Raw genomic sequence first — 10,144 nt, forward strand, 5'->3', positions numbered from 1 at the left:
GTTTAAAAATTTGGTGTAAATTTTGCCTTTTGGAGTATAAAATTTGGCTAAAATTAGTTGGTAAATAAATTTAAATTTAAAGCTCATTTTGATAAAATCCCAACATAAAAATCACTAAAAAAGGTTACTATTATGAGAGGCTATAAAATTTTCTCAGGCACCGCAAATATCGAGCTTTCGAAGAAAATTTCGCAATATTTGTCGCTTCCGCTCAGTGAAGCTAGCATTAAAAGATTTAGCGATGGTGAGATCAGCGTGCAAATCGGCGAAAGCGTGCGTGGAAAAGATGTTTTTGTCATCCAGCCAACATGTGCCCCAGCAAATATAAATTTAATGGAACTTCTTATCTTAACTGACGCTTTAAAACGCAGCAGTGCAAGCTCTATAACAGCGATAGTGCCATACTTTGGCTACGCTAGACAAGATAGAAAAGCAGCTCCTAGGGTGCCTATCACTGCAAAACTAGTGGCAAATATGATGCAAACAGCAGGCATCGACAGAGTCGTTACTATGGACCTTCACGCAGGGCAAATTCAAGGATTTTTTGACATCCCGGTAGATAACCTCTATGGTAGCATTGTCTTTAACGACTACGTAAAAGCTAAAAATTTACCAAATCCAGTTGTTGCAAGCCCAGATGTAGGCGGCGTAGCTCGTGCTAGAGCCTTGGCGAAAAATCTAAATTTGCTGGATATGGTCATTGTTGATAAACGCCGCGAGAAAGCAAACGAGAGCGAAGTGATGAACGTGATCGGCGATGTGAAAGGCAAAGACGTGATCTTGGTCGATGATATGATCGACACTGCTGGCACCATCGTAAAAGCAGCTGAAATTTTTAAAGAGCGCGGCGCAACTAGCGTAATGGCGTTTTGCACGCACCCAGTGCTTAGCGGACCAGCCTATGATAGACTAAAACTTGGCTTTTTAGACGAGCTAGTGGTGACTGATACGATCCCGTTAAAAGAAGAACTCCCTTGTATAAAAGTGCTAAGCACAGCTTCACTCTTTGGCGAAGTGATACGCCGTGTTTATCACAACGAAAGCGTAAATAGCTTATTTTAGTAACCATTGCAGGCTGGAGCTCTAGCCTGCTAAATTTATCCGTTTTGGCTAATTGATATCTATCTTTTGGGTTAAATTTCTAGCCCAAAAGACTTAAATGCCTGCTTGTGGCGAGCCTAAATTTGAAGTCAAATAAACAAAAATCGCAATGAAACCTCACCGCTAAACTACACGCCAGACATTAAAATTTAATCCGTAATCAAAAGACGAAGCACTGATCGCGTCTATGTAAGCTGCGACAAATGCCGTGAGAATCGCACAAAAATGGATCGCGATGCAAGAGTAGTTTGTAAATTTATTTTAGGCTAGAAAGGATCATATTCTAGCCTAAATTTATCTTGCAAGCTCGTCTAGTAAGTCTTGCAAAGTAACGTTTTTTAGCTCATTTTCTAGAGCAGTTTGCGCCTTTAAAAAGTGCCCGCTCAAAAGCTCTTCTATCCTACCGCCAACTGGGCAGGCTTTTGGTGAGTCAGAGTGAATTTTAAAAAGTTTTTCTTTCTCATTTACTGCGTTAAAAATTTCAAGCAAATTTATATCTTTTGGCTCTTTTGCAAGGCTCACTCCACCAACTCCAGCTGCGACATTTACGAGCCCTGCAGCCTTTAGAGCGCCAAGCAGACGTCTAACGATAACTGGGTTTGTGTTTATGCTGCCAGCTATAAATTCGCTTGTAACCTTCTCATTTTCAAAAAATTTAGCACACAAAAGCGCGTGTATCGCAGTTGAAAATTTAATGCCAACTTGCATGATCGTCCTTAAATTTTTCGTGATTATACTTAAATTTTCTGCCAAAGACAGCCAGCTAAATTTGACTTACGAGCCTTCGCCAGCTGTCAAATTTATAAACTCACGCTCTCTCGCAGACCGCAGTGAAGCGCTTTTGGATAAATTTCTTATTTTTTAGCTCGTCAATGATCGCAAGCGCAAGGTCTGCGTAGCTTATGTAGCTCTCATTTTTTGAGTTTAGTATGAGATCATCTCCGCCAAGAACGTATTTGCCAGTGCGAGCGCCGTTTTCGTCGTAGTCGCCTGCTGGGCTTACATATGTCCAAAGCACATTTGCGCTACCTTTTAGCTCAAAATAAGACTCTGCCGTAGCCTTTGCCACGCCCATATATGCTGCTGGGAAGTCTGGGGTGTCCATGAGCCTAGTGCCCTTGCCATCAACAAATAACGTACCAGCGCCTCCAACTACGATGAGCCTTGTGCTAGTGCCTTCTAATAAATTTACAAGGTGAGCGGCCACTTTTTTGTGAGAAAAGAAGGTTTATAACGACCAAACGGCAAATGTACTGATAACCGCGTCAAAGCCAGCTAGATCGGCCTTTGTAAGCTCGAAAATATCTTTTATAGATGACTTTTACTCCGTCGGTTTACTCTTTGTTTCTAACGATCGCTGTGATGTCATGTCCTTGTTTTATCGCCTCATTTACTAAATTTGCACCGCTTTTGCCGTTTGCACCGATGATTGCTATTTTCATTTTTTTCCTTTAAATTTTCTCTTTAAATTTACAGCCAGCTTGGTTTTACGTCATCAACTATCACACCGTCGCTCATTGTGTATTGCTCTAGGCTACCGCGTTTTGTCTGGATGCAGATCATTTTGATGCCGTTTTTGCCAGCCCTAAAGCACCTCTTGCCCTCTGGATCTATGCGCACTGCGTCGCCTTTGCTTACTTTTATCACTTCGCCGTCGATGAAGAGTTCGCCATCGCCATCAGTGATGATGTAAAGCTCCTCGTTTTGCTTGTGCGCATGGACAAATGGCACGCTCACATTTGCTGGAAGTTCGTTTATAGATACCTCACAGCCAGTTAAATTTAAAGCCTCTTTTAGCTCGACTCTTGGCTCATTTGCGACCTTTGCAACTTGATAATTTTTCATTTTATTCTCCTTGTTTTTTTGTTGTAATCTTTTTTCTTACAACCGATGAGCGAAGTATAATAATTTTTTGTTGTAATGTCAAGAGTTACAACAAAAATTTTATCATTTTTAAATTCTTAAGCGCCACTAAAGCACACGCATGGCATATTTACGCAGTTTTTAGCTTGCTTAGTCTCTAGTCAGACGGCAGCAGAGCTAGCTAGGGACGTTTAAATTTATCAGTAAAAGGTGATCATTTTAGATGCAAGAGACTCACTCTCACCACTCTCACGCCGAGCATGGCGGTATACACATTCACACGAACAATAAAAATGTTCTTAGAAATTCATTTTTTCTAATTTTCACGTTTATGATAGTTGAGGCCGTTTTTGGCTTCGTATCAAACTCGCTTGCACTTATTAGCGACGCATTTCACATGCTCTCAGATGCCGCGGCTCTCTTTTTGTCGCTGATTGCTTTTAAGATCGCAGAAAAAAGGGCAAATTTACAAAAGACCTTTGGTTACAAAAGGGTCGAGATCGTCGCTGCTTTCATAAATGCTATCGCTCTTATCGCGCTTGCTATCTTTGTCATAGTTGAAGCGATCATTAGGCTTTTTAACGAGCCAGAGATTAAGGCTGAGACGATGCTTTTTGTTAGTATTTTGGGGCTTGTGGTAAATTTAGTCGTGGCTATTTATATGCATAAAAGTGCTGATACAAAAGAAAATTTAAATATGAAAGGGGCTTATCTACACGTGCTTGGCGACACGCTTGGCTCGGTTGGAGCGATCGTCGCGGCGCTTCTTGTGATGAAATTTGACTTCACGCAGGCCGATAGCATCGCAAGTATCTTTGTATCGCTGCTCATCATAAAAAGCGGTGCTAGCTTGCTAAAAGATAGCTTTAATATCCTAATCGAAGCTGTGCCGCTTAAGCTTGATACTGATGAAATTTTAGGAGTTATAAAGGGCGTAGATGGCATTAAAATCGTGCATGACCTGCATATCTGGGCGATAAATGCTGGCACAAATGCGCTAATAGCCCACGTGGTGGTGGATGACGCGCTAAGCGTGGCTGAAATTTCAAAGATGATAAAGCGCATCGAGCACGAGCTTTCTCACGCAGGTATCGGCCATGTCACGCTTCAGTTTGAGAGCGAGAGCCTTGGGCACAAAGATGATCTCATCTGCGAGCTAAAAAGCGAGCATAAAGACGAGCACTTTGGGCATCATCACTAAAATTTGGCGCAAAAGGCTTAAATTTAATGTTGCGCATAAAAAATGAATATCTGGTAGTCATGGCTATTGGTTTGCTTGGTATTTTTATGGATATGACTCCTCTTATCGCAGTAAATTTCGTAGTAGCCTTGATCTGCGCTCTATTTTGTATGAAAAAGGATTATATATTTATTTTGTTGGTGGTGCTAAATTTTGCTCTATATTTTAATGCGATAGATGTCCCTTTTGATCAAAAAGAGCTTTGGACTTATTACGTGCCAGTACTTGCAACTGCAACATACGGGCTTATCACTTTAGTTTATGCTTCAGGTTTTCTTGCTTTCTTGCCGCTTCTTGCTTATCTTTATTTTTTATATTCGCTTTGCATTGTGCTCTGCGCTTTGCTTAAAAGTTTAAGAGCTAAATTTGAGCTTTAAATTTAAGCCTTGCTAGCCTAGCAAACTCATTTTTACTCAACTTTAACGATTTTTTTTATAAAATCGCCTAAAATTTAACTAGGGATTTCATGAAAAACATTAGAAACTTTAGCATCATCGCTCATATCGACCACGGCAAAAGTACGCTTGCTGACCGCCTCATTCAGGAGTGTGGCGCTGTCAGCGACCGTGAGATGAGCTCTCAGATCATGGACACGATGGATATCGAAAAAGAGCGTGGCATCACGATCAAAGCCCAGTCCGTCCGCCTAAACTACGCACTAAATGGGCAAAATTTTGTTCTAAATTTGATAGACACCCCAGGACACGTTGATTTTAGCTACGAGGTGAGCCGCTCTTTGGCTAGTTGCGAGGGCGCGCTACTTGTCGTGGATGCTTCTCAGGGCGTTGAGGCGCAAACCATCGCAAACGTCTATATCGCACTTGAAAACAACCTAGAGATCATCCCAGTCATCAACAAGATTGATCTACCTGCGGCTGACCCTGCTAGGGTAAAAGACGAGATCGAGCACATCATCGGACTTGACTGCTCAGGAGCGATCGAAGTGAGCGCAAAAACAGGCGTTGGCATAAAAGAGCTGCTTGAAGCGATCATCACGAGGATCCCTGCACCAAATGGCGACGTAAGCAAGCCTACAAAGGCGCTCATTTACGATAGCTGGTTTGACAACTACCTTGGCGCACTTGCTCTTGTGCGCGTTTATGATGGTGAAATTTCAAAAAATGATGAAATTTTGGTCATGGGCACAGGTAAAAAACACATCGTGCTTGACCTCATGTATCCAAATCCTATAGCACCGATCAAGACTAAAGCGCTTAGCGCTGGCGAGGTTGGTATCGTGGTTTTGGGGCTTAAAAACGTTAGCGACGTGCAAGTTGGAGATACGATAACGCAGTCAAGAAATCCCCTAAAAGAGCCAGTTGGCGGCTTTGAGAGGGCTAAGCCGTTTGTTTTTGCGGGACTTTATCCTATTGAAACTGATAAATTTGAAGATCTGCGTGACGCGCTGGATAAGCTAAAGCTAAATGACAGCTCCATTAGCTACGAGCCAGAGACCTCGGTCGCACTTGGATTTGGCTTTAGGGTTGGTTTTTTGGGTCTTCTTCACATGGAGGTTGTCAAAGAGAGGCTGGAGCGTGAGTTTGATCTTGATCTCATCGCTACAGCGCCCACTGTGACTTACGAAGTCATTCAAACTGACGGGGTAAATTTAAAAATTCAAAACCCAAGTCAGCTACCACCAGTCAATAAAATAGACTCAATCCTTGAGCCATACGTGAAAGCAACTATCATCACGCCAAGTGAGTTTTTGGGCAACATAATCACGCTTTTAAACAACCGCCGCGGCATACAAACAAAGATGGACTACATCACGACTGACCGCGTTTTACTCGAGTATGACATACCGATGAATGAGATCGTGATGGACTTTTACGACAAGCTAAAGTCAAGCACCAAAGGCTACGCGAGCTTTGACTACGAGCCTAGCGACTACCGCGTGGGCGATCTAGTAAAGCTTGATGTCAAAGTGGCCGGCGAGACGGTCGATGCGCTCTCTATCATCGTGCCTGAGAGCAAGGCTCAGACAAAGGGCAGGGATTTCGTAAAGGCGATGAAAGAGATCGTGCCGCGTCAGCTCTTTGAGGTGGCGATACAAGCTAGCATCGGCAACAAGATCATCGCTCGCGAAACCGTAAAATCAATGGGTAAAAACGTCACAGCCAAGTGCTACGGCGGCGACATCACTCGTAAGAGAAAGTTGCTTGAAAAGCAAAAAGAGGGTAAGAAGCGTATGAAGGCGATAGGTAAGGTGAATTTGCCACAGGAGGCATTTCTCTCTGTCTTAAAAATAGACTAGCGGCGTGCCGTGAGCGCCTTTGAATGAGCTTTAAATTTTCTCTCTTCGATGGACTATTTGTCCTATCTTGATCGAAAATTTATGCGCAACATCCAAAATCATCTCACGACATTATGACTTGTCTTATGCTGTTTTTATAGGTTTAAATACTAAATTTACAAAAAGGAGTGCTATGCCATTTGTGAAAATTTGCGTGACAAAAGAGAATGATAGTCCAAGTGTGGAGCAAAAAGAGAAGATGATAAGCGGAGTTACAAAGCTAATAAGCGAAATTTTAGGTAGAAGCGCTCAAAATACTGTTGTCATTATCGATGAGATCGATACGAACAACTATGGCATCGCAGGCGAGAGCGTGAAAAATCTCCGCAAAAAACAAAAAGAGCAAAAGGAAGTGAAATGCTAAGAGCGACATTATTAGCAGTTTTTGCAGCCATCTTTCTAACTGGCTGCGTGGCAAAAGCTAGTCTTTGTCTATCGTGTGAGGGCATAGACGGCGTGCAAAGTGCGAGCATAAGCAGCCAAGATAAGACCTATTTTGAAGAGGTTATGAGGATCCCAGCTGACTGTAGCGCTTGCAAGGGCAGGGGCGATGGCGTCTTTATAAATGGCGTCAAGTATAGAAGTGACGTGGCGATAAACTGCTGCTTAGAAAAAAATATGATCGACATAAATGTTGGGCTAAAGAAGGTATATTTTCATAGGATCGTGGATGCTAGAAGCAGCGCAAGGTCGATTTACTATACAAGAGAAGATGGCAGTGGCGTAGTCTTTAACTCAAATCCACGCCTTGAAGTGCTCTTTTATATGTTTTTAAAACGTGAGCTAAATTCGCGTGGCATCGTGGTCGTGGATACGCAAACATCGCCTTATACATATAGGCTTGATTTTAGATTTGACGAGCTTAGAGGCACTTACTCAAGAAGCTCTGAAATTTTAAATGGACATCTATACGGCGAGCTTGTGCTTTCAGATATAAATTTCAAAAAACGAATTCCTATCTCGACTAGACACCACGTGGAGGAGCTTGAGGCGTCAAAAAGTGGTCAGTTTGACTTCTTTATCGCGCTTTTAGTTAAGCAAGCTGCCATAAAAGTGGCTGATGAGATCACTAAACTTTGAAAGGAAAAATATGAGTAAATTTAAATTTCTAGCTATCTTTGGACTTTTTGTCCTATTTTTGAGCGGTTGTGCGCCTACTCAGACAGTAGTTGCCTTCGATCCTTACAAAACTGCTGCAAGTCAGCAAGCTAACGGCCTTGAAGTCTATATAAGCGCGGTGCATGATAGTCGCAAAAACAAAAGTACTATCGCAACTATAACCGATGGCAGAGGCACTGTAAAAGAGTATGTCGTGCTTCAAAATGATCTCGCGACTTATTTTAGCGACTCCCTTAAAAGAGAGCTTGCAGCACGTGGCGCAAATGTAAATGGTATGGGTGGCGTTGTGGTTGAAGTTTTCATAAACGAATTTGAAGCAAATATGAGCGGATATAACAGCGACAACACAAGAGGTAAGATAAAGATCACTCTTAAAATCCAAAAAGGCGATCAAAGCATCATCAAAAATATCTCAAACAACCAAACCAAATTTGAGCTAGTTCGCACTGGCGGAGCATTTAAGCCATTCTTAACAGACATCATCAACGACGCCGTTAAACGCTCTGCGATCGCTATCTTAAATAGCTGATGTTTTGTGCGTTTTGCAAGAGCTTTACGCTAAAGACATTTTGTAAAACCTGCTCGCAAATTTTAAGCGAGCCAAGCCCTTTGGTAAGAGAGCTAGAGGGCTTTAAAATTTATAGCTTTTATGGCTACTCTGAGATCAAAGAGCTTATCCACTCAAAGCACCAAATGCACGGACTTTTTATCTATAAAAATTTAGCCAAATTTGCATTTAAGAAATTTGCTGAAAATTTTAACTTTCCAGAGCGAATTTACGCCCTGCCGATAGACGATAGAGTGCAGCACGGCTACTCGCACACGGCCATTTTGGCAAATGAGCTTCGTGCTAAAAACCTTAAACCCATCTTTCACGCTCTGCATGCGACAAGCAATGTTAGTTACAGTGGCAAGGAGCTTAAATTTAGACAAAACAATCCAAGAAATTTTAAAATTTTAAAAAATATCACCGCACCAGTTATCTTAGTCGATGACATCGTAACCACTGGCACAACGATACTAGAAGCTAGAGATACACTTCAAAAAACAGGCATTGATGTGCTTTTTGCGCTTGTTTTAGCAGATGCTAGAAACTAAGCTTTATATGAAATTTAGCTTGAAATTTCACACCTAAAAATTGTAAATAGCTATTAATCATAAAAAAAATTTGCCGATATAGACATAAAATTTACACAAAGGGATTTTGTTTATGAAAAAAGCAGCAAACAAGATAGCACTCATCATTGTAGTGCTTTTAGTTGTCTCGCTTGGCGTGTTTTCAACGGTGAATTACACAAATACCAAGGAGAGGATTTATGATCTAGCAAAGGAGTCTAAGACTTCATCTTCAAAAGTTTTGCAGTTTTATATGAATGCATTTTTTGAAGATAAGCTTGCAGCCGTTCAAAATTTTGCTAGTTACATCGAGGCGCATCCACAAATTTTGGATGACAAAGAGGCTTTAGAAAAAGTGCTAATGGATGCAGCGCAGGTTACTGATTTTTCTGAGTTTTACTTCGGTTATGCGGCTGATGGTGCTGTTTATAACGCTGTGCTTGATGGCAAAGATCGTAAATTTATGGTTTTTGATCAGAGAAAAAACTATGATGCAAGGGTTAAGGGCTGGTACAAGGACGCTGTTGCAAAAGAGGGCATCATCTTTTCAGCTCCATACACAAGCTCAGCTGGTGGCTTAAATTTAACTATTGCTAAAAAGATAGTCGTTGGTGGTAAGGTTGTTGGTGTCTTTGGCGTGGATATGGGTATAGATAAGCTTGATAATGGGCTTAATAAGATAAAACCAACTCCAAGTAGCGCAATAGCTTTATTGGATCTAGAGCATAAAAAAATAATTCATTTCGTTCATAAGGATCTTATTTTATCTGATGCTAGCGAAGCTATGAAGATCATTGATGACTACTCAAATGAGTATAAGAAAAATGGCGATAAAACATTTACTTATAATCTTAGAGGCGCAGAGAGACTTCTTGCTTGCGAGCTTTATGATCAAGCAAACTGGCTTGTTTGTTCTGCAAACTCATGGACAGACTATGACGAGAGCTTAAATAAGACATTTATTTCACAAATCATCTCATCAATAGTATTTATAGTAGTCATTGTCGCACTTCTTTTATTTGTAGTTAGTAGATCACTAAAACCACTCTCAGCTATATCTGAGTCACTAGTATCATTCTTTAAATTCCTAAACTACGAGATCAAAGAACCTGTTAAGTCAAATATCGTTTCTAAAGATGAATTTGGTCAAATGGCAAATCTTATCAACGACAACATCCAAAAGATCCAAACATCTAAAGAAAAAGAAAACACCTTCATCCAAAAAGCCAACACCTTTGTAAATGAGATAAAAGATGGCAACTATGAAGCAAGCTTAGAAGCAGATACTAATAACCCAGCTCTAAATCAACTAAAAAGCACATTTAAAGATCTACAACTTGCTCTTAAAAATGCAATCTCAAGTAATGGTAAAGATGTACTTGATCTACTAAACACTTATAAAAACCAAG

At 41.0% G+C, this 10,144-nt stretch carries 13 protein-coding genes; 9 read left to right on the plus strand and 4 right to left on the minus strand.

What is annotated here, in order from left to right; translation table 11 throughout:
• Positions 1–132 precede the first annotated feature (132 nt).
• On the plus strand, positions 133–1,062 hold the full coding sequence (locus tag CYP77_RS05875; protein ID WP_021084389.1) for a ribose-phosphate pyrophosphokinase: 930 nt from the start codon (positions 133–135) through the stop codon (positions 1,060–1,062).
• 333 nt (positions 1,063–1,395) lie between these two features.
• Here the strand turns inward: CYP77_RS05875 and CYP77_RS05880 are convergent, their stop codons facing one another.
• The 4 genes from CYP77_RS05880 to CYP77_RS05890 all read right to left on the minus strand — a co-directional run bounded on the left by CYP77_RS05880 (position 1,396) and on the right by CYP77_RS05890 (position 2,946).
• Complete coding sequence (locus tag CYP77_RS05880) at positions 1,396–1,809, minus strand: Rrf2 family transcriptional regulator (RefSeq protein WP_103566328.1); 414 nt, start codon at positions 1,807–1,809, stop codon at positions 1,396–1,398.
• 100 nt (positions 1,810–1,909) lie between these two features.
• Positions 1,910–2,308: an NAD(P)-dependent oxidoreductase gene (locus CYP77_RS10175; RefSeq protein ID WP_103566332.1), complete on the minus strand. Its 399-nt coding sequence runs from the start codon at positions 2,306–2,308 to the stop codon at positions 1,910–1,912.
• Between the two features lie 127 nt (positions 2,309–2,435).
• Positions 2,436–2,543 (minus strand): NAD(P)H-binding protein, encoded by a 108-nt coding sequence (locus CYP77_RS10180; RefSeq protein ID WP_141090390.1) that lies wholly within the window; start codon positions 2,541–2,543, stop codon positions 2,436–2,438.
• 28 nt (positions 2,544–2,571) lie between these two features.
• Positions 2,572–2,946, minus strand: a complete 375-nt coding sequence (locus CYP77_RS05890; protein WP_103557974.1) for a cupin domain-containing protein — start codon at positions 2,944–2,946, stop codon at positions 2,572–2,574.
• Positions 2,947–3,187: 241 nt separating this feature from the next.
• Between CYP77_RS05890 and CYP77_RS05895 the strand changes: the two genes are divergently transcribed.
• From CYP77_RS05895 to CYP77_RS05930, 8 genes are all read left to right on the plus strand, one after another.
• Positions 3,188–4,165 (plus strand): cation diffusion facilitator family transporter, encoded by a 978-nt coding sequence (locus CYP77_RS05895; RefSeq protein ID WP_103557975.1) that lies wholly within the window; start codon positions 3,188–3,190, stop codon positions 4,163–4,165.
• A gap of 26 nt (positions 4,166–4,191) precedes the next feature.
• Positions 4,192–4,581 carry a transporter gene (locus CYP77_RS05900; protein WP_103566337.1) on the plus strand — a complete coding sequence of 130 codons (390 nt, stop codon included), beginning with the start codon at positions 4,192–4,194 and terminating at the stop codon, positions 4,579–4,581.
• Between the two features lie 89 nt (positions 4,582–4,670).
• A complete protein-coding gene (gene lepA / locus CYP77_RS05905) occupies positions 4,671–6,461 on the plus strand; it encodes a translation elongation factor 4 (RefSeq protein ID WP_103566342.1) in 1,791 nt (596 codons plus the stop codon).
• A 172-nt stretch (positions 6,462–6,633) separates the two neighbouring features.
• Positions 6,634–6,864 carry a 2-hydroxymuconate tautomerase family protein gene (locus CYP77_RS05910; RefSeq protein WP_103566346.1) on the plus strand — a complete coding sequence of 77 codons (231 nt, stop codon included), beginning with the start codon at positions 6,634–6,636 and terminating at the stop codon, positions 6,862–6,864.
• Positions 6,858–7,580, plus strand: a complete 723-nt coding sequence (locus tag CYP77_RS05915) for a hypothetical protein (protein ID WP_103557979.1) — start codon at positions 6,858–6,860, stop codon at positions 7,578–7,580. Before CYP77_RS05910 ends, CYP77_RS05915 begins: the two co-directional genes overlap by 7 nt.
• Before the next feature lie 10 nt (positions 7,581–7,590).
• Positions 7,591–8,148, plus strand: a complete 558-nt coding sequence (locus CYP77_RS05920) for a YajG family lipoprotein (protein ID WP_021090028.1) — start codon at positions 7,591–7,593, stop codon at positions 8,146–8,148.
• Positions 8,148–8,717, plus strand: a complete 570-nt coding sequence (locus CYP77_RS05925; RefSeq protein ID WP_103566351.1) for a ComF family protein — start codon at positions 8,148–8,150, stop codon at positions 8,715–8,717. The genes CYP77_RS05920 and CYP77_RS05925 overlap by 1 nt, the downstream gene beginning before the upstream one ends.
• 112 nt (positions 8,718–8,829) lie before the next feature.
• Positions 8,830–10,144: cache domain-containing protein (locus CYP77_RS05930; protein ID WP_103566356.1), on the plus strand; the 1,315-nt coding region annotated here is incomplete at its 3' end.

The sequence above is a fragment of the Campylobacter concisus genome, assembly GCF_002913865.1.
GTDB classification, from domain to species: Bacteria; Campylobacterota; Campylobacteria; order Campylobacterales; family Campylobacteraceae; genus Campylobacter_A; species Campylobacter_A concisus_AM.